The organism is Psychrobacter sp. 1U1, assembly GCF_051847535.1.
Taxonomy (GTDB): domain Bacteria; phylum Pseudomonadota; class Gammaproteobacteria; order Pseudomonadales; family Moraxellaceae; genus Psychrobacter; species Psychrobacter saeujeotis.
Genome location: NZ_JBPYDD010000002.1, coordinates 187,170 through 208,095 on the forward strand (window position 1 = coordinate 187,170; position 20,926 = coordinate 208,095).

General features: G+C 41.3%; 15 protein-coding genes. 3 read left to right on the forward strand and 12 right to left on the reverse strand.

Annotated features, from left to right (window positions below; all coding sequences use genetic code 11):
* Both ACS8FB_RS03115 and ACS8FB_RS03120 read right to left on the reverse strand, forming a co-directional pair.
* Positions 1 to 339, reverse strand: coding sequence for a RidA family protein (locus ACS8FB_RS03115; protein ID WP_299219550.1), 339 nt, complete (start codon positions 337 to 339; stop codon positions 1 to 3).
* 72 nt (positions 340 to 411) lie between these two features.
* On the reverse strand, positions 412 to 1,659 hold the full coding sequence (locus ACS8FB_RS03120) for an NAD(P)/FAD-dependent oxidoreductase (protein ID WP_439260959.1): 1,248 nt from the start codon (positions 1,657 to 1,659) through the stop codon (positions 412 to 414).
* A 96-nt stretch (positions 1,660 to 1,755) separates the two neighbouring features.
* On the opposite strand from ACS8FB_RS03120, the gene ACS8FB_RS03125 reads away from it, so the two are divergent.
* Positions 1,756 to 1,983: a hypothetical protein gene (locus tag ACS8FB_RS03125; RefSeq protein WP_439260960.1), complete on the forward strand. Its 228-nt coding sequence runs from the start codon at positions 1,756 to 1,758 to the stop codon at positions 1,981 to 1,983.
* A 122-nt stretch (positions 1,984 to 2,105) separates the two neighbouring features.
* Here the strand turns inward: ACS8FB_RS03125 and ACS8FB_RS03130 are convergent, their stop codons facing one another.
* From ACS8FB_RS03130 to surE, 7 genes are all read right to left on the reverse strand, one after another.
* Positions 2,106 to 2,528, reverse strand: a complete 423-nt coding sequence (locus ACS8FB_RS03130; RefSeq protein ID WP_439260961.1) for a hypothetical protein — start codon at positions 2,526 to 2,528, stop codon at positions 2,106 to 2,108.
* A 2-nt stretch (positions 2,529 to 2,530) separates the two neighbouring features.
* Positions 2,531 to 4,831: a M23 family metallopeptidase gene (locus ACS8FB_RS03135; protein ID WP_439260962.1), complete on the reverse strand. Its 2,301-nt coding sequence runs from the start codon at positions 4,829 to 4,831 to the stop codon at positions 2,531 to 2,533.
* 16 nt (positions 4,832 to 4,847) lie between these two features.
* Entirely contained in the window at positions 4,848 to 5,408 is a 561-nt protein-coding gene (locus tag ACS8FB_RS03140) for a hypothetical protein (RefSeq protein ID WP_439260963.1), read from the reverse strand.
* Positions 5,389 to 8,313 (reverse strand): contractile injection system protein, VgrG/Pvc8 family, encoded by a 2,925-nt coding sequence (locus ACS8FB_RS03145; RefSeq protein WP_439260964.1) that lies wholly within the window; start codon positions 8,311 to 8,313, stop codon positions 5,389 to 5,391. The genes ACS8FB_RS03140 and ACS8FB_RS03145 overlap by 20 nt, the downstream gene beginning before the upstream one ends.
* 180 nt (positions 8,314 to 8,493) lie before the next feature.
* Entirely contained in the window at positions 8,494 to 10,680 is a 2,187-nt protein-coding gene (locus ACS8FB_RS03150) for an ATP-dependent helicase (protein WP_439260965.1), read from the reverse strand.
* A 238-nt stretch (positions 10,681 to 10,918) separates the two neighbouring features.
* The gene (locus ACS8FB_RS03155; RefSeq protein ID WP_439260966.1) at positions 10,919 to 11,698 is read right to left on the reverse strand and encodes a LysM peptidoglycan-binding domain-containing M23 family metallopeptidase; all 780 of its coding nucleotides are present in this window, start codon (positions 11,696 to 11,698) and stop codon (positions 10,919 to 10,921) included.
* A 202-nt stretch (positions 11,699 to 11,900) separates the two neighbouring features.
* Positions 11,901 to 12,794 (reverse strand): 5'/3'-nucleotidase SurE, encoded by an 894-nt coding sequence (gene surE / locus ACS8FB_RS03160; RefSeq protein ID WP_439260967.1) that lies wholly within the window; start codon positions 12,792 to 12,794, stop codon positions 11,901 to 11,903.
* 685 nt (positions 12,795 to 13,479) lie between these two features.
* Here surE and ACS8FB_RS03165 point away from each other — a divergent pair.
* Together ACS8FB_RS03165 and ACS8FB_RS03170 are read left to right on the forward strand one after the other, a co-directional pair.
* Positions 13,480 to 13,926, forward strand: coding sequence for an MCR_0457 family protein (locus ACS8FB_RS03165; RefSeq protein ID WP_299219533.1), 447 nt, complete (start codon positions 13,480 to 13,482; stop codon positions 13,924 to 13,926).
* Between the two features lie 459 nt (positions 13,927 to 14,385).
* Positions 14,386 to 15,552: a D-alanyl-D-alanine carboxypeptidase family protein gene (locus tag ACS8FB_RS03170; RefSeq protein WP_439260968.1), complete on the forward strand. Its 1,167-nt coding sequence runs from the start codon at positions 14,386 to 14,388 to the stop codon at positions 15,550 to 15,552.
* Positions 15,553 to 15,717: 165 nt separating this feature from the next.
* Here ACS8FB_RS03170 and ACS8FB_RS03175 read toward each other — a convergent pair whose 3' ends face one another.
* The 3 genes from ACS8FB_RS03175 to bamB all read right to left on the reverse strand — a co-directional run bounded on the left by ACS8FB_RS03175 (position 15,718) and on the right by bamB (position 20,816).
* Positions 15,718 to 17,664: a sensor histidine kinase gene (locus ACS8FB_RS03175; RefSeq protein WP_439260969.1), complete on the reverse strand. Its 1,947-nt coding sequence runs from the start codon at positions 17,662 to 17,664 to the stop codon at positions 15,718 to 15,720.
* Between the two features lie 163 nt (positions 17,665 to 17,827).
* On the reverse strand, positions 17,828 to 19,258 hold the full coding sequence (gene der / locus ACS8FB_RS03180) for a ribosome biogenesis GTPase Der (RefSeq protein WP_439260970.1): 1,431 nt from the start codon (positions 19,256 to 19,258) through the stop codon (positions 17,828 to 17,830).
* Positions 19,259 to 19,607: 349 nt separating this feature from the next.
* Entirely contained in the window at positions 19,608 to 20,816 is a 1,209-nt protein-coding gene (gene bamB, locus ACS8FB_RS03185) for an outer membrane protein assembly factor BamB (RefSeq protein WP_439260971.1), read from the reverse strand.
* Positions 20,817 to 20,926: the final 110 nt, after the last annotated feature.

The following is a 20,926-nucleotide window of genomic DNA, read 5'->3' on the forward strand; positions in this document are numbered from 1 at the left end:
TTACTCAGCAGCGATGGCAGTCATCTCAACCAATAGCTCAGGACGTGCCAACGCAGACTCACCACAAGCACGAGCTGGTGGCTGTATACCGTCAAACCACTTATCCCATACTTCATTCATCGCAGCAAAGTCTGCCATATCTTTTACCCAGACCGTCACTGTTAGCAGTTTCGATTTATCACTGCCCACTTCCTCTAACAATGCTTGTATCTTCTCCAAACAAGTCAATGTCTGCGCTTTGATATCGTCATCGCTATTACCTACTTGACCACATAAATATACCGTTTGGTTATGCACAACGATCTTACTCATACGCTGACTGCTATGTAACTTTTTCATCGTAACTAATCCTTAATGATAGAACTGAATTTATTCAAATATTTGCAACAATCATCATTCAAAAAATAATGTTTAGCTAGAAAAACGCTGGGCGCTAAATGGTGCTACATCGACCAGTACCGGCTTATCATGAATCATCTCTTCCACAATGCGTCCTGTCATCGGCCCTAATGTAAAGCCTTGATGGCTATGACCAAAGGCAAACCATAATCTGTTGTGCTTAGGCGCAGGACCAATCACCGGCTTCATATCAGGCATACAAGGACGTGAGCCGGCCCAAGCTTCACTTTCTACAGCATCATCTAGCGGTAGAATTTTGCGCGCGAATTTTAGGACGGTCTGCAATTGACCAAAGTTTTTTGGCGCATTCATGGTAGTCATCTCAGCACCGGTCGTGATACGAATACCCTGCTGCATTGGCCCCATGACAAAGCCTTTATCCATATCAAACATACTATGATTGATGGTGTTTTTGTCCGTCACTTTAAAGTGCTGATGATAGCCACGCATCGGGAACAACGGTAAGTTGTAACCAAGCGGTCTGATCAGATCATTTGACCAAGGACCAGCTGCAATGACCAATTTATCACTATAATAAGTGTCGTTATCGGTAACCACTTTCCAGCCTTCACCCTCTTGTACGATTTCTTTTACATCGCTCTCTTTGATCGTACCTTGCATCTCTTGGAAATTTTTTGCATACGCTTTTACCAAGGCGCTTGGGTTAGATACTTGCCAAGAGTTTTTCCAATGAATTGCCCCGACAAAACCCTCAAAATTAGCACTTGGCTCCATCGCTTTTAGTTCTTCAAGGTTTAGTACGTCATGCTCAACGCCTTGCGCGCGAGCATCAACAGCTGAGGCAATCGCTTCTTTAAAGGTGTCTTCAGAACGATGCAGCTGTAACCAACCATCACGAGTAATCAGCTCATCAGCGCCAGACGCTGTAATCATAGTCTGATGCTCACTGGTACAATGCTCAATCAATGTCTGCCATTCACCCTCGATTTTTTTGACTGATGCAGGCGTAGAGTATTTCCAATACTGCAATAGCGCTTGATGATAACGTAAGATAGCTGGTATACGATAACGAATGTCAGTACCTTGGTTAGGCAATACTCTAATCATCTCAGTGATCTGACGCGGGAAAGGATGCGTATGAATCGCTTCGCGCTGGATCAAACCAGCATTGCCATATGAAGTCTCTGACCCTGGCAATTTCTTGTCTAACAATAATACCTGCGAACCATTATTTTGCAGGTGCCACGCAATCGATGTGCCAACCATACCAGCACCAATAACAATAACCTCATAGCGCATAGAACATCCTTTCTTGATAGGTAGTAGAGTCTTGCAAATTAGGGATGATAATAACGCGAACCTGATAATTAATAAACCCATATTTGACGGATTTTTTTGGCACTAAACACTTTTGGTTATGAGCGTCTAAAGAGAGGTAAATTGGTAGGAATGATAGGAGTATTAGATATATATTTGATGCAGAAGCCAGCTCGCGTGGCTCATGATGAAACTAAACAGCGCTACGGCTGTGAGCGATTGCACACTCATCTTGCAGAGCAAGGCCATCACATCAGTCAATACATGGTCAGACAGGTTTGGGCTATAAGACGCCAAGACAGATGAGGTTTGATTATTATTGTCAAGCTGCGTAATTAAAATCTTCCAATTTTAGTTGTACGGATTTGACAGCATAGGTCAAAAGGCTGCTGGAGTAGAAAATAGTATCAATTTATTATTAGATCTATTTAAAGCTCTTCACTTTGTGCTGCATAAGTATTTAAGGCATTAGTACAAATATCAGCGGTTTCATATATAAATTTGTACCAACCTTCAGAACCCTTATAAAGATGAATACCTGAATTTTGTATTAAGTCTTCATCATATTTACAGTTCATTGCCGCAAAGTCATTAAGATCAAGTTTTTCACATTTTCGCTCCTTGTCAGATAGTAATGGCTCAAAGCCCCAAACTGTTAAGCTATTACTAATACTCATAGGCTTCACTCCGTCATGTGAGCATACCGATGTAAAGTTAGAAACGGGTAGTTTTGATGTTATTTCGATTTCATTTATTTTTGTACCTAGATTAGCTGGTTCTGTAGTTGTACCACTGTTATAGCAAGAAGACAGTGTTAACGTAGAAAAAAGAAAAAAAGAAAAGTTTTTCATAGTTATTTATCCGCGTTGTCTAAAAAAGAATTAGGATTGATTAGGTCACTTCTACGTTTGAATTTACCACCCGCAGCTCCTTTGATAGTTAGATTAGAAGTATCGCTAACATCTGAATACATTTCAAGATGTAACATATTGCTTGGAACATTGATACCTTTAAGCTTTCCAACAGCACCAATAGGCTGACCTCTAGCTACCTCATCTTCTGCTTTGACTTTTATCGAACCCGGTGCCAATTCTCCATATCTAATAATATGGTTTTGATGCTTAATAGTCACAAAATCGGTGCCCGCATAAAAACTACCAGTACTTAATACGACACCTGACTCCATTGCTCTCACAGTTGTTCCAGTTGGCGCATATAAATCTGCTCCCGCATGTTTGCGTTTACCGCTTGAACGATTACTTCCAAAAGATCTCATGCCTGATTTGTAATCTGCAGTTGCATTTATTGGCAACGGGTATAAGTAGTTTTTAGGCTTTCTAGCCTTATAAACATAAGGAATATCATTTCGATCGGCACTTGCTGTAATGACATCTTTCTCAACTTCCTTACCGTCTTCATACACCAGTATGGTTATATCAACACCTACTAGCGAATCATGTGTTCTACCTCTAGTACCATCATTTCCTGTCACAGAAGTGTTCTTACCATATTTAGTAGACTGAGTAATATATGAAAGCCCTGATAATGGCTTATTTGTCGCCTCGTCAACGAACTTTATAGTGATTCTAGCTTCATCTGAGGCAACCTCAACTGTCGGTCCTGTCTGTGTCTTTTTTTCAACCTCTGTTATCTTTGGTTTTTCTACTTTGATGACAGGGTCTTGCTCTGTTTGAGGTTTTGGCCTGTCATCTTGTTCACTGGTCTTTGGAGTAGTCGATGCTTCTTGATTTAAGATATCTGAGGTATCGCTGATATCTTCTTCGGTGATGTCTGTGCCTATGATCATAGTCCATTGTTTAGAGCCATAGGTAACGATGGCGGTTGTTTGAGCTCTACCTTGTCCATCAATAAGAGTGAGCTTTTGACCAGCAAGGGCTTTTATAGTGCTAATACCTTGGTTGTTTGCTCTTTTTAGAGCAGAGTGTCTGCCACGATATAGAGTTTTAAACTCGTAATGCGGTATAGGTTGATTGCTGTTGTCGACAAATTTGATGCTAAAAGAAACGACAGGGACCTTGAGTACTTTAGTACGTCCGTTTAAGTCGCCTGTCACTGGGAATGCCATGCTGTAGATGGATTGCTTTTTGCCTTCATCGTCATCAAGGTAGACGCCAATAGATTGATTAACATCAGCTTTAATACCTGATTCAATACCTGAGCTGTCGGTCTTATGAGGTTTGATGTTGTTCTTGTACTCAAGATGATAGGTTGTGTTGGGTAGTGGTTTTCCTGTGTCGCCTTCGACTAGTTTTATGTTAAAGGTGACTTCGTCTAATAAATTATCTGTTTTTGTAGTTTGCTCTTTATCTTCAGCGCTTTCAATGTTTTCTAGTTGACTTGAGTTAGTGACAGGTGAAGTTGGCGTAATAGTTGTATGAGGTATCGTTGTTGTATTAAATTTACATTCATAATCTTTTAATGTAACCCTTTTAGGCTTACCATCAGTAGTGATCTTAGTCTTACATGATGCTTCATCAACAAAAAATTCAATAGTTGATTTTTTTCTAGCATGTATATCAGGTATTTTACCTTCGTTATTAGTTACATATTCTTTTACAAAATACTTACCGAACCTATCTGTTACTTTGACCGTAATCTTTTTACCTGATAATGGACTATTTACTATATTTAGTAATAAGGTTTTAACAGTGGATCCATCACCTTTATAACGATACCAGTTAAAGTCGTCTTTACTAGTATCATCAATATAAATTCTTTCTAACTGACTAAAATTCCAAGGTGGTCTTTCCTTATATTTGTTTGGGTTTTTTTTGTGTAATGCTGTTTGTGCTTTTGGGCTATAATACAGGCTTAACATACCTGTTTCATCTGGAATTCTTTGGTTATATATAGGCTCTACAAGCTTGATAATTCTTCTGCTTAGATTATCAAGTTTTCCAGAACTCATAGCGTTGTATACAACTTTATAATTAGGGCTACTTGATCTATCGGTATAAGCATCATAACCTGAGTATTTAATAACTTCAAAAGCATTTGTACGAGAACTCCATTCACGAAATCTAATACGTGTAATTATTGATCTAGCTACTGCCTTAATTGCTTCATCGCTCGAACCTCCAGCTTCACCAGCAATAGTACTACAGTATATTTTAAGTTCTTCCTTATAAGGCATTAATATATTTCCTTTACTAGCTTAAATCACAAGGTTTAATAAACTTGAATTTTTTATTAGAACCTGATTTTTGTTTGACATTTATTACTAATATTTCGTTGTCAAAATAACTATTTTCGCTGTAAAACCAAATCGGTATAGCAGAGTCATATGCACTATCACCCAGCATTAAAATTACCTTGTATTTATTTGAAAAAACTTCTCTTGCTACAAATTTTCTATTTTCAATATTATATTCTATTAAGCAACTTCCTCCTTGAGCGATGAGCTTATCAGTCCAGTCTTCTGAACCTTTATTATTAATAAAAACATTATTGCTACATGGGTTTCCACAGCTATATATAATTTGATATAAACTATCATTAACTTTTTTAATCCGGTGTATACCAGGCTCTCTATCGAATACTTTAATTTTATCAAGATAATTTGAGTAGATAATACAATCTTTATCAGAGCAATTACTATAAATAGAAAAGGCTTCAGCGTCTTTTGAATTAGAGTTTATAGCATTGCTTTCTAAAATTAGAAAAGCACAAGAAAAGACTATTAAGAACTGTTTAGCAACAGTCGTTTTCATCACCATCGTCTTCTTCAAGTTCGTCTTCATATTCCAAATCCTCATATGCCAATGTTATGGCATCAGTCAGCTCTAACTCAACCTTCTCAGTCTTATCACCGAATACTCTTAATGTCTGACCATCCTCATCAAGCTTACCTTCAATCTCTGTACCTCTTGAGTGATTAATAAGCTTATAGCTGATACCTTGATCTATTAAATCTTGCGGTAACAGCTTTTTAAGATCAAATGCTTTACTAAACAACCCAGATGTTGGTAAAGCAATCACAGGCGCATTGACTTTAGCCCCGCCCACCAAACTCTTCTTCACCGCCAGAACCTTAATCTCCCCCGGACACACCAGCTTAATCCCGCTCTCATCAATGGTCAGTGATGCCCCTGCGCTGGTTTGCAGCTTAATACGCTTGGGACTTGCGATATTGATTTGTCCTGACTCACTACCGATGGTCATGGATTGTTGGCTATGCAATTGCAGCTCACCGCCTTGTGCTTGTATCGCTAGCGGTTTTGTGTTGGCACTGACATGTAGACCCGATAGCTGAGCTTGACCACCCACCCCTGCTAATGACTCAATACGATCTGCCGTCAACATATAGTTACCTGCCACCACATCCGACTGCGTGCTACCTGATTGGCGTACGATGGTCTCGGCTGTGGTTAGAGTGTTGTTGCTTGATCCCAGAATACTGTCACGGCTTACCAGCATCACATCGGGTGCGCCAAGTACTTCAGTGTTCATGCTCTCATCCATCATTTGCGCCGTATTTTTAAACCTTGTCAGTACCTCTGTAGCACTTTGTATGGCTTTCGTCGATTGCAAGTGTGCTTGCTTGGCATCGAGAAGGGTCTCGGTGAGTTCTTTGCCCAGTTTCAACTGTCGTTGTCCTGCATCATTCACCCAAGCCGACTCATGCTCGGATTGGGTATGCCGAATACCAAAGGTGGAGAGCAAGACTCCGCTATCCGCTGTGGCTTGTAGTCCATGGTCAGTGGCGAGATTAATACCCTGTCCACTATTGCTGGATTGATGATTGCTGTAGCGATGACGGAGCACGCCTAATTCTAGGATGTGCTCATCAGGAGCAAAGGTGGCGCTAGAAGTGCTGGTTGGGTTTTGCGCATTGGCACGACTAGCGGTGTTGACCGCCCACTGCATGCCAAGTTGGTTTGGGGTATCATCAAAGCTTAGTGCAACCTCAGAGTCAGAAGTCAGTCCGTATTGAGCAATACCGGATAGCCAGCCACTATGAGTATCATCATCGCAGATTTGCGAGTGTCCCAGTCCTGAGCCATGCCATCTTGGCGAGGATCCGCCTTGTAGGTTATGTCTGTTGGATAGTCCGCTATCACGGGCAGTGATGTCGTTATCATCACGATCACCCATACCGATACCGTCATAAAGGCTGCGGCTGATCACCGGACTATCGATATCGCCATACCAGTAGTTTAAAAGGACGGATTGTCCAAGCCTTGGGGCAAACTGCCAACCATGAGTGGCGCCTGAGGACAGTTGTAATGAGCGCAGTGGCGGCGTCACCCCATCATCATGCGGGCTGATACCTGCCCAGACCGGGGTAGTGATGGTTTGTTGTAGACCGTCATCGGTGACACTAGAGTCGTAACTTGGCGAGGATGAAGTGCTGGTATCGCCGGTACGAGCTTGGGTCAGGCCTGTGTAGGTATGACTGACAAAGGACTGCTGGCTTGGATAGGGACAGTAAGGAATAGCAGCATCTATTAAGGTGGTGGTTACCCAAATGCCAGTATCTCGGGCGATGTCGTAGCCATGCTCGGGTATGGCGCTAAGTGCTGTTTGCGTTACTTGCTTTGCGCTGCGCGTAAGCCAGTCTTTTATCAGCACTTGGTTGTGGTAGGAGACGCTGTCACTGTTAGGTTCGATACCGACGATGATCATGCTGGTACAGTATGTAGATAAATGGCCAATAGAAGGTAGGTTGTTGATGCTAACCCTGCTACCGATACTTATGCCACGCATGGCACCTGTAGCACTATAGTATTCTCTATTGCAGCCATTGGCGCGTACCCACTGCTCAGCTAAGCGGGTAGCAGATTCATCGCTATATACCCGAGATGGTGCCCCAAATAGCACCGCGGTGTCATCAAATGCTAAGGGTGAGTCGTCATCTGCCACGCCTTCATAGATAGTATCAGTAGCGAGTCCATCTGCGCGTACCACTACGGTGCGAGTGCCTAATTGCTTGGCGCTCATCTGTAGCGTATCGACACTGTCTTGACCGGACTGTACTGAGGACTTCTCGTAGCTATAATTAAGTGGTGATAACGCATTCTCGTCTAGCGCACTGACTAAAGACCAATAGCCAAGCTCATCCACTGAGTCACCTGATACCCAATAGGTGGTTACCCCAATATCGGCAAGCAAGCCGCTAATAAAGTCATAATCGCTAACATCTGACTGACTACGCATTTCTAGCGGACGAGTTAGAGTATCTGATGAGAGTAGCTGCTCTGAGAGCTGCCATTCAAAGTCATAATCATTCAAGATAGCGGTGATGATATCGAGGGTGGATTGATGGGTAAAGCTGCGAGTATGGATGGACTGGGTCAGTTGCCAGTCAGGGGTGACGATATCAAGGGTGTAAAAGTGCATGGCGCCGTCTGAGTGCTGGTAGCGGACGGTTTGAATGAGTCCACAACGGCAAGTAGGCTCTCGAGCTGCAGATAACGTGGTTAAACATATAGGTTTACTAATTAAGGACAAACAAGCGTTTGAATCTAAAAAGTCATAACTGAACACGAGCATATGACTAAGGGAGCTTTGATTGAGGCTACTTGTCCAAAAAAAGGCACTTGGATAAAGGGAGGTGGGTGCTAAAATGTTACTGCCAACCTTAAGCTGGTGCAGACGTGCAGTTTGTGAGGGCATAAGTAAAGTCTCATCATTGCTACAGTAAGAGCAAAACTAACAGTTTATCAACAAAAGTTATTAAACCGTCCAATGAGAAAAGTATAGAGAGTACTGAAATATTGTCAAGTATTAGTATTGAAGGGATACTTGTATATTTTATTTTTAGAATAAAACTAAATGTCTTAAAACTTTTAACAATCACCACCACACGGGATCATCACTCGCCAGCATCTCTAACGACTTCCTTGAGCGCTTAACCTCCACCTCATCTGCAGACAACTCAGCGATAAATCGTGATGGCTTGTCAAAATACCCTGAATAACTGGCAAAATAATCTGGAGCAGTCAGATACAATCTGCTCTTAGCACGACTACAAGCCACATAGAACAGTTTACGTTCCTCTTCTAGCTCTTCAAAGTCAGCCAAAGAGCGATGGTGCGGCGTAATACCATCGACTAATGAATTGACAAAGACCACTGGCCACTCTAGCCCTTTGGCACTATGAATGGTCGAAATCGTCACTTTGTCTTTATCATCCTTTTCTGGTTGACTGGTCGTCGCTACTGAGTCATTGGGTGGATCGAGCGCCAGATTTTCTAAGAAACTGTCAAGGCTGCTGTACTCTGTTGCTAAGTTTTTAAGCACCCGAAAGTCTTCATTGCGCTCACGCCAGTTTTCCTCTAACGTTTTTAGAATAGGGACATAAAACTCTAAAACATGTTCAATGATAGTCTCGACTGATTCTGCTTGACTCGCCTTAGTTAAAGTGTGATATAAAGGCTCAAGTTGCTCACTTTTTTTGGCAAACTTTGGCGTGAGTAATGGCTCAAAAGAATTGCTATCGGCATTAATCGCTTGGGTTAACCTGGTCGCGGTGACTGCCCCTACTCCTTGAAACAAGGTCAAAATGCGATGCCACGCAATGGTGTCATTTGGGTTATAGAGTATTTTGACAAAGGCCAACACATCTTTGATGTGCCGTCTCTCAATGAACTTAATACCACCTACCACGATAAATGGAATGCCGCGTTCCATAAATTCTAACTGTACATAGTTGGACTGAAAGGACGTGCGGCACAGTACCGCAAAATCGTTGTAATCGTGATCTGGTTTTAGCTCTATGATTTTATCAGCGATATACTTGGCCTCGCGGGTTTCATCACTCAGGCGGCTAAAGACTGGTTTGCATCCCTCTATCGATACACTAGAGTACAGCTGCTTTTGATAGCCCAAGGTGATTTGCGCAGACAAGGCATTGATATAATTTAAAACAGCAGGCGTACTGCGATAGTTTTGTTCCAGCTTAATGAGCTTAGCATCTGGATAGGTCTCACCGAACAGTAGAATATTTTCATAGTTTGCGCCGCGAAACGCATAAATACTTTGATTGTCATCACCGACCACCATCAGTGATACCGATTCAGGCTCACAAATCAAATCTATCAGCTGTTTTTGTGGGATATTGGTATCTTGATATTCATCAACCATGATGTAACGATATTGACTTTGTAGCATTTGGCGAAAGGTATCGTTAGTCTTTAAATGACGTACGACTTGGCTAATAATATCGTCAAAATCATAAAGATGATTGGCACGCTTATACTCATGAAAATCAATTGCCAACTGCTCGATAATGGGAATGTGTACAGCGATATCAGGATAATTACTTTCGATTAAGTCGCGAATATGAATGCGTCTATTTCTAGAAGTGGAGATGATGTTTTGCAGCGTCTTTTTACGCGGAAAGGCTTGGCTTTTGGTCTGCGCAGGATACTTTTTTTCTTTATGAATTAAATCGATGGCATCCTCGCTATCGCCTGTATCCAAGATAGTAAAGCGCGGATTGATACCGAGCAGCCCTGAGTACTGACGCAGCAGCATATTACAAAACGAGTGAAAAGTACCACTGGTAATATCGTTTAGCATCTTACTGGTCGGTAGGGTGTCTTTTGCCAAGTCATCGTCTGATAACGTATCAGCCAATAAGACTTTGGCGCGACTTTTTATCTCATTCGCCGCTTTACGAGTAAAGGTCAGTAGCAAGATACTTTTCGGCGTCACGCCATTTTCTAACAAATAACTGGTGCGGTAAGTCAAAGTCTTGGTCTTGCCAGAGCCAGCACCAGCGATGACCAGCACTTTCCCTTCAACAGTTGTGGCTGCCAGCAACTGGTCGGAGTTTAGCTCGCTAGCGTAGTCTACTTTTAAGCCTAACTCACCATTCAATCTTTGCTTCAGCAGCTCAACATTTGCCTCATCACTAGCGTTGATTAAATTAGCCTCTAGCTTTTTTATCGCCTTTTCAAGACGCGCAAGCTTGGGCTTAATTTCCATAAAATTCTGCGGATAGTTATAGCTTTGCGTGTCAAAAATCGTAGTAGTCATTATACAATATGGCCTTAAATTTCAGTCAAAAGCTGTCTAAACAAAAAAAGTTTAATTAACAGATTAACTCTAAATCATCTCGACACTCTATAAAAAAACCTATCACCACTTTTCATAAGGCTTTGCAACGATATGAAAAGTAGTGACAGGTTATAAGTATCCGATAGCTCTTATGTTGTACCTTGTTAGCTTAAGTCAAATAAGACTTAAGCCAAACGACATTTATTTGAGCAATGATTTAACGTCCTAGTACAGCACGCGGATCAATAGGGTTACCATTTAGACGTACTTGAAACTGCAGGGCTACTTGATTAGTCTGGCCACTACTACCCATACTGGCAACACGTTGACCACGCTGTACCGCTTCGCCTTCTTTAACCAGTAATTGGCTATTATGCGCATAAGCGGTAATGTAATCACCGCTATGACGAATCATAATAAGATTGCCATACTCGGTTAGCCCATCGCCCGCGTATAGTACCGTTCCACTTTGACTGGCGAGCACTGGATCACCTTCTCTACCGGCAAACCACATGCCCATGTTGCCAGATGCAGCATCAAAATTACGAAGGACTTGATTGCGGCTAGGATACTCGTAGCCAGCTGTCGAATTGGCCGTCACTTCATAAACAGGTGCCGATCCAGTCGTGGGCGGCGGTGTTGTAGGCGTAGTGGCAACATTGTAATTGTTGTTAGTAGCAGGACGTGTGGGTGCGCTTTGTTCACCGTGCCAAAGCTTGAGCCATTGACCACTATAGATAGTATACTTGCTATCAAGGCCGTTCAGCGCTCCGATTTGACGATAATTTAAGCGATAACGTGAAGCAATCTGGCTAACCGTATCGCCACGTTTTACAAGGTGATAGTTGGGGACACCTTGACTATTGGTAATAATCTTAGGGGCTGGTCGTGCAGAATTTTGATAGGTCGGCTTAGTTGCACAGCCTGTCATCGCAACCGCTAGTGTTCCGACTAAGGCTACAGTCGCTAGCTGCGACCCAGAAATAAGCTTTTTCATACAAGGTTTCCTATTCTTTATAGTGCTCACGTTCTTTGTAGTACTCACAATTATATAGTGCTCACGATTATCGTGTTGTTATCTTTACTGTTTATAAAATTATGCCGCCGCTATTATAACCATAATACGACCCTATTTATAGAACTTGACTTTAATTATAAAAATAGCGTCTGTTTCATCACCCTTCAATTACAAGGATGAATTACAATGCCAAAGTCGAAAACTTACTGAGGGTAGACGCTGGTGTATGATGTAAGCGAACTGGAGATAAACTAATATAACCTGCTGCTACCGCCAGCTCATCTGTATCAATCACCAAATTATCGTTGTTACCGTTGTTATCGGCTCTAGGCTGACATAGTCGCTCAGGACTGCCACTTATAGAGTCATCAATAGGCGTATTAATATTGGCGTCCATATGCTCTGTGGTTGGCAAATTCTGGCATTTTTTTAAACATAACCAATAAGCATCGCGGCCGCGTGGATCAACCATATGATGTACAGGTTTTTCTATTAGGCTATGAGCTAAGCGTGTGATTTTGCGTCCTTTTATACCCTCAGCCGTATTTACATTAGGAATATTAATATTGAGTACGTGATAAGGCAAACGTTTGAGCTCCTCCAATAAAAGCGTTTTGGTCAATATTTTGACGATCTCGGTTGCGGCCATTTCATAATGGCTGGTTTGATCCTGTCCATTGCCTTTAATCCTATGACCCACCAATGAAGTTGCAATCGCCGGTATACCAAAAAGCTGAGCGGTCAAAGCCGCACCAAAAGTACCCGAAAACAAGACGTCTTGCCCTAGGTTTGCGCCTGAATTAATACCCGTGATCACGCAGTCAAACTGAGTGTTAGGATAAAGCTCGTGTAGCGCAAGATAGACACAGTCAGCAGGTGAACCATTAACCGCAACGAACCCTGATGGTAATATATGAGGATACAAGGGCTGAGAAATATGAAGCGAGCTGGCACTACCGCTCTGCTCTTCATGGGGTGCAACGACCACAACGTCTCCAATCTGGCAGAGGGCTTGGTATAACGCCAACAACCCTGGCGCATGTACTCCATCATCATTACTAATCAAAAACTTCATGGCAGCTCAATATAGTGATATCTCATTTTCTGGCAACAGACTTAAATATCGTAACCGATTGCTAATAACCTATAGTCATCTATCTCATAGATAGTAGCGTTTAAGAACAAGCATCTTAAAGCAGCATTTTGAGGAAAAAGATAACTTTTGTATGCCTTTATTTAGCAGATAAATGCAGATATAGAAGGTAAAAAACGAAAACCTAGCGGTAATACAATATGGTTTAAAATATATTTATAAGCGTAGTAGTAGTTGCATAAAGTAAGTCTACATTCATCGAACTATTATACGATATAGAAAGAGATTATACCCTAACTAAGCATCGGCACAAATAAACCTTTCACTCATTGTCTTAAAATCAAGTATAATCAAACAGTTGTGGCTACATTTGCAAAAACCTATTGATATTTTTAACCTTATAAAATTCGCTTTTGCGGATGTGTATATCAACACTAGTTGGTCACCTCTTCACCTATTTTTTTCGTTACAATAGGCAACAATGAACAACAATAGACTGTTATCTATTAAGGCTTATGTAACTTAGGGACAGATGCTACTGATATGTTGCTAACGATCGACTTTAGGTCACAATATATCTACACATAAGTCAATATTTTATGTGACTTTTATTTTTTTTCCCATTACCATAACACCATTAAATAACGTAAAGCGAGTGTGATACCGAATGAAGAATCAATCGATATTATCTATAATTTCTATAACGACAAGAATAGTTTCAAGAACAGCTTCAAGGATTGGCATTATCGGCTTGATAGCTTCTGCTTCATTGTTAGCTCAAACATCCAACGCAGCTAGTAATAATGTGTCTACCATTCCTCTAGATATGTCTGGCGTAAGTATTACTAAACATGAAATTGCTGTCATGCAGGTACTGTCTGAAATTTGCCCACCGATGTTAAATAAAAGACAAAGACAACGTTTTTATAAATCTTACAATATACAACTGCATGAGCTTATGCCGTCTTTAGAAGATCCGAAGGCTGCAATACAGTATTTGTCAACGCAGCAAGATTATCGTCAAATCTTACAAAGTATACGTAGCTGGACACTGGGGTTCTCAAAACAAGAAAATAAAGCCTTGTGTGAAGATTTAGCAAACGCGCAATACTAACGGCTGACTTGTCACAACATACTCTGACTAAGCGATTAACCATATAAATATAAAAGCATCAGTCAGTATCCAACACCTCCTGCCCAAACAATTTTTATATCCTAAGTTTGCTCCTTTCATCCTAAAAACGAAGCGTGAAAGGAGCAAACTATTTGCGTACTATAATAGATACCAAATAAAAGAGCACCTTTTACTATGATGCAAAACTGCTTAAATAGACTCTTTTTTTTGTCATAAACAAAACCTGTAGCATGGCCTTGATGGCGACTACGGCAAACCTTTTTTAGGCTGGCTTCCTCCATATTGTCAATGTCTTTTTTATCGTATTTATTGTTTCCCCATTGGTAAGCATTTTGCTAATATAAGGCCTTAATTTTATGTCAATCGTCATCTATAGATGCTTTTATGAGTATAGCTGGCGGTAGACGCATTGGGTTTCATGATGTGGTGTAACAATCTATGACAGTAAAGCATGTAAAAAAACAGCTGGTACAACTAATCGTTGGCGTCAGCTTATCTTTGAGTACAGTAATTGCCAATGCTGCTATTCAATCTCCAGAGATGGACAATACCGCCTATGTATTGATGGACTATAATACTGGTGAGATATTAGCGCAAAAAAATGCCAACCAACCTCTTCCGCCAGCCTCACTAACCAAAATGATGACCAGCTACATCATTGAGCAACGTCTAAGCTCAGGTGACTTGACCGAAGATGAACAAGTGCTAATGAGCAAGAATGCATGGTGCCGTGGTAGTAGCAGTCAGTCTTGTATGTATGTGCCAGTAAATAAAACTGCCAGTGTCATTGATATGCTACGCGGTATCATTATTCAATCAGGCAACGACGCCTCAAAAGCAATGGCCGAACATATTGCAGGTAGCGAGACTTCATTTGCAATATTGATGAATGAGCAAGCTAAAAAGCTGGGTATGGATAACACAAATTTTGTGAATGCAACAGGTATGCCTGATGATGGGCACCAAGCCTCAGCACTTGATTTGGCAAAGCTTGCTCGCGCCATTGTAAAAAACAGTGGTGAATACTATGATATCTATGCTGAAAAAGAGTTTACCTATAACGGTATTACTCAAGGCAATCGTAACGCGCTACTGGCCACAGATCCTACAGTAGATGGTCTAAAAACTGGACATACTGATGCAGCAGGCTACTGCTTGGTCGCCTCAAGTAATCGTGATGATATGCGCCTGATTTCTGTCATTATGGGGACTGAAAGTCCACAAGCACGGGCTGATCAATCGCGAGAGCTTCTTAATTGGGGCTTTGGTCATTTTACTACAGTGACAAAAGCACCGTCTAATCAGTTTGTCAGTAAGTTACCAGTATGGTTTGGAGAGGCAGATGAGATAGAGCTGACAACAGGTGACACTCTACAAGTCTTAACCAGTAAAACACAAAAAAATAAGATTACTACAGTCGTTGATATCCCTGAAAGTATAGAAGCGCCTGTCAAAAAAGGTCAACAGATTGGTAAAATGTTGGCAGTCATTGATGGCAAGGCAGTGGCCTCAGTGCCTATTGTAGCCACCACTGATATCGAACAGTCAGGCTTTGTGAACCGGATGTGGCAGCATGTTGTACGCTGGGCACAGAACCTATTTTAAACTTACTAGAATAGTAATTGCTCCCTCATCTTAGATGAGCAGTAAATAAAAAAAGACGCTCTCATTTGGCGTCTTTTTTTATTTATGTGATATCTATTGGTTTAACATGTCACACCGAATACCTATTAAACCTTGTTAATTAACATTCTCATAGTAGTAAGTAGGTTATACCACCCATTTCTTCAAAAGAGCAGTCAGCAGTTTGGCATCTTGTACAGCACTGTGACAATAGTCTATACCCGCAGCTTTTAGATCATATTCAAAGCTTTCTACGTATTGCTCTTTGTGGAGTGGGTACCAGTAAACCAATAGCGAGCGATAAGTTGTTTCTCGCTCTCGAATGTGCTTGGTCAACTGAACGACTTGTTCAGGCAATACCTCTTCTGCAAACATGATGACGTTTACTTTCACTTTTGAGATATAATCCATCATTGATTGTCCATTACGCTGAGAGCTGACATTAGCGCCAAGTCGTCCCAGCATCTCTACCATCGAGCTGATCTCATTATGATGATAGTACACAACATTAATGTCCTTTAAGAGGTATTCATACTGTGTCTGACTCTTATAACGCAATGGCATTGTAACGATGAATTTACTGCCTACACCAATCTCACTATCCACCTCGATTGATGCACCCAAAAGCTGACCAATTTGCTTGATGACTGACAGCCCTATTCCCACGCCTTCGTTCTCGCGAGTAACTGACGAATCAACTTGAAAGAAAGGGGTAAATATATCCTCTAGATGACTTGTACTAATGCCAATACCTGTATCAATAACTTTAACTTGCCAGCGAATACTTTCATTAAAATGCGTCAGTTGAGAGTCAATAATAACTCGTCCGGTATGAGTAAATTTTATCGCATTGTCTACTAATGTGGTCAAGATCTGTTGAATCTTACTTATGTCTCCTTCTAGAGTATACTCAACATGATGAACACGGCTAATAAGCTCTAGGTTTTTTTGTCTAACAGCTGGCTCGAACTTCTCTATCAGATCAGCAATCATCTTTAATGGGTTAAATTCACTTAAACTGACTACCATTTGGCCTTTTTCTATTCTATTTAACTGTATGATTTGCTCAAGAGTCAGCTCTAAATGATGACTACCCTTATGAATAATAGCCAACGTATCTTTTTGTTCATCATTAAGATACTGATTATCCAACAGCTGTAACCCCCCTGTAATGGCATTGAGGGAGGTTTTTAGCTCATGAGTAATCATGTTTTGAAAGTTTGATCGCTGCATGTCAAGGGACAAGTCTTTATTATGAAGCTGCTGCTCAAAATCTGCTAAATCGAGGTAATCTTGCTGTGCCACTCTTAAGCGCTCAAATAGAATGATAAAAGATTCTTTTATACGTATAAGCTCTTCAAACTCAAAACGCTGTTGAATGGTGGGTAGCTGTTCAAGCTCAGGGTCATTAGCTGCTATCTCGCATACCTTTGCAAGCTCGACAATATCTTTGGTTGGCCAGTTGAGTTTACGTAGAATATACCAAACAACAAAAATCGCTAAAATGGTAGTTGCAAACCATGACAACAGGTTGATTCGTACCCAGTACCAACGTAGTTGGTTCATATCTAACGTAATATTAATATAGCCAACCAATGTATTGCGCGCGGCTAACGGAGTGGTCATTTTTGGAGTATCTCTAACACTAATAGGTGAGGTATTAGCAATACGTTGAGAAGAATTGGCGCGCTGGATACTACTGCCGGTAAGGTAACGACTGGTAACAGGATAGTTGAAGCTGACTGTATCAGCAAACCAAGCATTATACCAATTATTACCTACACTATTAATATTGCCTTGACTCAATGAATCAATAGGTTGATCAGTTGAATAAAATAAGATGCTTTGTAAGCTAGGATCATTGTCCAGCAATATACTCACTTGTCGAGCAACCAAGTTAGCGCCATCAGGGGTTGAGGCACTATTTGACAACATTTCGCCCAACTGCTGAACATGTAAACGTTTTTGTTGATAGTTATGGACAAAGGTATAAACAAAAGACAATAAAAATCCTGCAAAAACTGCCACGACGATAGCTTGTAAGATAGAATAACGAATAATCGTGGGTATGTTTCTAGAAGAACTTATACTCATGTCAATCAATTCATGATGGCTTTGACTTATAATACCTCATAAGTATGTATTTTGTTTATTTTACGATAAACGGCAACCTTATAAAAAAACCAACAGCATTTATCAGTAGTTTTTTGATATTTAATTTAAAGACTTCCATTGTAGAAGTCTTTAAAGGTCTCAACTATTGTTTTTTATCCGTTTTTCTATGACTTTTTGAATATTTTGGCTTACGATTGCGTTGACGCTGTAGCAATTGCTGAGCTTTGGCTTTAGTTGGCGTGTCACTCTTATTAGCATAAGGGTTTTCATTGAGCTTAAAGACGACATTAAGCGGCGTACCTTCAAGCTTAAACACTTGGCGAAACTGGTTTTCAAGATAACGCTGGTAGCTTTTAGGCAACGACCCTGTTTGATTACCATGAACAACGATAACGGGCGGGTTATGACCACCAATGTGAGCGTAACGCAGTTTGATACGGCGACCACCAACAGTTGGTGGCGGGTTTGCAATGACTGCATCTTGCAATATTTGTGTTAAGCGGTTGGTAGATACCTCAAACATCGAGGACTGATAGGCGCGTAAAATAGAAGGATACAGATTCCCGACACCAGTACCATGCAGCGCAGAGATTAAATGCACTTTTACGTAGGGTATAAAGTTAAAACGACGCTCCATCTCAATTTTGATATAGTCTTTTTGTTCGTGCGTCAGCCCATCCCATTTATTAATCGCAACGACTAATGCTCGACCTGCATCAAGTGCATAACCGATCATATGAAGGTCTTGATCGACGATACCTTCTTGTGCATCGATCACGATGACAGTAACATTAGAGTCTTCAATCGCTTGCAAAGTTTTGATGACGGAGAATTTTTCTACTTTTTCATCGATACGGCCGCGGCGGCGTACACCAGCAGTATCAATCAATACATAATTTTTGCCATCACGTTTATAAGGAATATAGATACTATCACGTGTGGTACCAGGCATATCAAAGACGACGACTCGGTCTTCACCCAATAGACGGTTAACCAAAGTCGATTTACCTACGTTTGGACGCCCAATGATAGCCAGTTTAAGACCATCCGGCTCTCCTGTATCGACATCTTCTGGCATATCGGCAGTGATAACTTCTAGTAAGTTACCGACACCGCGACCATGACTGGCAGCCATTGGATAAGGCTCGCCTAACCCTAATGCATAAAATTCTGCAGAGGCCGAATCATGCGTGCCATCGACTTTGTTGGCGACAACATATACAGGCTTACCTAGGGTATGTAAAAACTTACCAATTTCTGCATCAGCGCCGATCATACCAGCACGTGCATCAACCACAAATACGATGATGTCAGCTTCATGAATTGCCGTATGCGACTGCTCAGACATATAATCATCAATATCGCCTCTGCCATCATCGGCCTCACCGATACCGCCAGTATCTACTACGATAAACGATTTGCCCTCATAGGTAGCATCACCGTATTGACGATCACGAGTCAAACCGGATAGATCCGCAACCAAAGCCTGACGACTTTTAGTAAACTGATTAAATAAAGTAGATTTACCTACATTGGGGCGACCAATTAGCGCGACCACGGGCTTGATACTCATGCGTTACTCTCAATAATGGTCAGTAATAACAACAAATAGGTGTCATATGACCGCAAACTTAAATGAATGATGAAGACAAAGAACCTATTATAAAAGATAATAGTCTTTTAATGGGATAGATGATGGATTAATAGAAAAAACAGCACATTAACTGTAAATAATTGCCCTTATCATAAAGGCGCATAGATTACGCTAAACGCGCTATTTGTACAAGGCATTAAACGCTGACAAAGCAGCGTTTAAACGTCATAGCATAGCCTTATTGCTTAATATCTTTATCAAAGATTATTATTTAATAAGGCCTTTTAATGGCATAAAAGTCAGCCAAAGTAGCACCATATATTGCTACTTAACGAGCCAATTGCCATATGGCTACTTGCCCAGAAGTACTTTGCGTCATTAAGCGGTTACCCTGCACTTGTAGATCGGTCAACGCACCCTTAGTTTGTACTCGGCTTACGATATCGCCGTTTGCAGGATTAAACAAATGCACGACGCCCTCAAGATCACCAACAGCGATGTAATTGCCAATCATCACAGGATTCGTCAAGTCACGATAAGCAAGCGCTTCACTCTCCCACAACACATTACCATTATTACGGTCGTAAGCGACAACTTTACCTTCTAAACTGGTGGCAATGATTTGCTGATCATTTACGGCAAGTGATTTTAAGCTTGCCAATTCATTCACGAACATGACTTGGCGCGATGTTAAATCAATCCCTAGCAATTGACCGCTGTAACTGATCGCATATAGCTGATTATTGTCGACAACAGGCATACCGTCAACATCGCTCATGCGCTCAACTTCGCTGCTGCCAGCACCGACACCAACACGTCTTGACCACTGCGGCAAGCCATTATCAAGCGTAATAGCATGAAGGCGACCATCAGCAGTAGCAAGTAATGCTGTTTTGTCATCTAATAGTGTTGGCGCTGCACTACCGCGTACGCTAATAGCTGGTACTTGAGTGGCAAATTGCCAGATTGACTGACCTGTTTGTAAAGATAAACCGTGTAAGAAGCCATCATTGGCAGATAAAACGACTCGATTGTTGCTAACCAGCGCAGGCGTCAGCACTGAACCTGACAGCTGTTTTTGCCAACGCTTAGCACCAGTTGTTCTATCAAAAGCCATTACCAAACCACTGCGTGTACTCACAATAGCAGTCTGACTTAATGAATCTATCGTTACACCACCAGTAATTTGCTCATCAACGTTGATGGACCATAAGCGCTGACCTGCGTTATCAAAACCTGTCAACTCGCCACCACGTGATGCTGTAACAGTTTGCCCATTACTATAACCAACTTGTAAGGCAAGCGGGTCTTTTTTACTGACTTTCTTGTTACCAACGTCGACGCTAAATATTGGCTGCAGGACGCTAACAGGTTGTGCAATTTGTACCAATTCGACTGGATCGTTTACCACCGGCTTAATACCGCGATTACAACCAACAACAGCAGTCGTCATCAGCGCCAAAGCCGCCACGTTCATGACAGTCGACTTCATGGTCTTATTTTTGGTTTTTTTGCTGAAGCGATTAGATAGGGTCATTGTCTGCTCTCATTACGAATAAATTAACTATCGGTCAACGGACTATGCTATTGGCTTAAAAAGCTGTCATAAGTAGCATTATCATTGTCTACGATATACATTATTGTTGA

Excerpts from the sequence above, each read along its gene's own strand:
- ACS8FB_RS03150 (WP_439260965.1), bottom strand. The coding sequence starts at position 10,680 with ATGACTACTACGATTTTTGACACGCAAAGCTATAACTATCCGCAGAAT.
- ACS8FB_RS03135 (WP_439260962.1), bottom strand. The coding sequence starts at position 4,831 with ATGCCTTATAAGGAAGAACTTAAAATATACTGTAGTACTATTGCTGGT.
- ACS8FB_RS03155 (WP_439260966.1), bottom strand. The coding sequence starts at position 11,698 with ATGAAAAAGCTTATTTCTGGGTCGCAGCTAGCGACTGTAGCCTTAGTC.
- ACS8FB_RS03120 (WP_439260959.1), bottom strand. The coding sequence starts at position 1,659 with ATGCGCTATGAGGTTATTGTTATTGGTGCTGGTATGGTTGGCACATCG.
- ACS8FB_RS03130 (WP_439260961.1), bottom strand. The coding sequence starts at position 2,528 with ATGAAAAACTTTTCTTTTTTTCTTTTTTCTACGTTAACACTGTCTTCT.
- bamB (WP_439260971.1), bottom strand. The coding sequence starts at position 20,816 with ATGACCCTATCTAATCGCTTCAGCAAAAAAACCAAAAATAAGACCATG.
- ACS8FB_RS03115 (WP_299219550.1), bottom strand. The coding sequence starts at position 339 with ATGAAAAAGTTACATAGCAGTCAGCGTATGAGTAAGATCGTTGTGCAT.
- ACS8FB_RS03165 (WP_299219533.1), top strand. The coding sequence starts at position 13,480 with ATGAAGAATCAATCGATATTATCTATAATTTCTATAACGACAAGAATA.
- der (WP_439260970.1), bottom strand. The coding sequence starts at position 19,258 with ATGAGTATCAAGCCCGTGGTCGCGCTAATTGGTCGCCCCAATGTAGGT.
- ACS8FB_RS03145 (WP_439260964.1), bottom strand. The coding sequence starts at position 8,313 with ATGCCCTCACAAACTGCACGTCTGCACCAGCTTAAGGTTGGCAGTAAC.
- ACS8FB_RS03175 (WP_439260969.1), bottom strand. The coding sequence starts at position 17,664 with ATGAGTATAAGTTCTTCTAGAAACATACCCACGATTATTCGTTATTCT.
- ACS8FB_RS03170 (WP_439260968.1), top strand. The coding sequence starts at position 14,386 with ATGACAGTAAAGCATGTAAAAAAACAGCTGGTACAACTAATCGTTGGC.
- ACS8FB_RS03140 (WP_439260963.1), bottom strand. The coding sequence starts at position 5,408 with ATGAAAACGACTGTTGCTAAACAGTTCTTAATAGTCTTTTCTTGTGCT.
- surE (WP_439260967.1), bottom strand. The coding sequence starts at position 12,794 with ATGAAGTTTTTGATTAGTAATGATGATGGAGTACATGCGCCAGGGTTG.